The following is a 350-nucleotide window of genomic DNA, read 5'->3' as shown; positions in this document are numbered from 1 at the left end:
AGATAAGACTACGCATCAATACAATAGCGCCTTTAGAGGTGACATATTGAGCTGTATAGGTTTTTTCTACGGGGCAGAAAAAGAAAAGAGAAGCTATGAAGGCGCAAACGCATTTGCTGATTTTTTCAAAATTCCAACATGGGTGCTCAGCTTTGAGCAAAGAGACCTAGCGATTGAATTTTTGATAAGTAAATACGGATCACTAAGAAGTGCAGGTGAAAGCCTATCCAACATGACTCTCTATAAATGCCCTACCAAAACGGGGCAGAACTGGGAATCAACTAAAGGATATCGACTACTAGAGGATGATGATTCTTTCTGTGTAGTTCACCTAACTGACGGTGTTTGTG

The 350-nt window shown here is 40.6% G+C and carries 1 protein-coding gene; it reads left to right on the top strand.

Annotation, left to right across the window (positions count from 1 at the left end; all coding sequences use genetic code 11):
• Nucleotides 1–46: 46 nt before the first annotated feature.
• The coding region (locus Q4528_RS12935; RefSeq protein ID WP_303521887.1) for a hypothetical protein at nt 47–350 on the top strand (304 nt) is incomplete at its 3' end.

The sequence above is a fragment of the Staphylococcus pasteuri genome, assembly GCF_030547725.1.
Lineage (GTDB): Bacteria > Bacillota > Bacilli > Staphylococcales > Staphylococcaceae > Staphylococcus > Staphylococcus pasteuri.
This window is presented reverse-complemented; position numbering and strand designations above follow the sequence as displayed.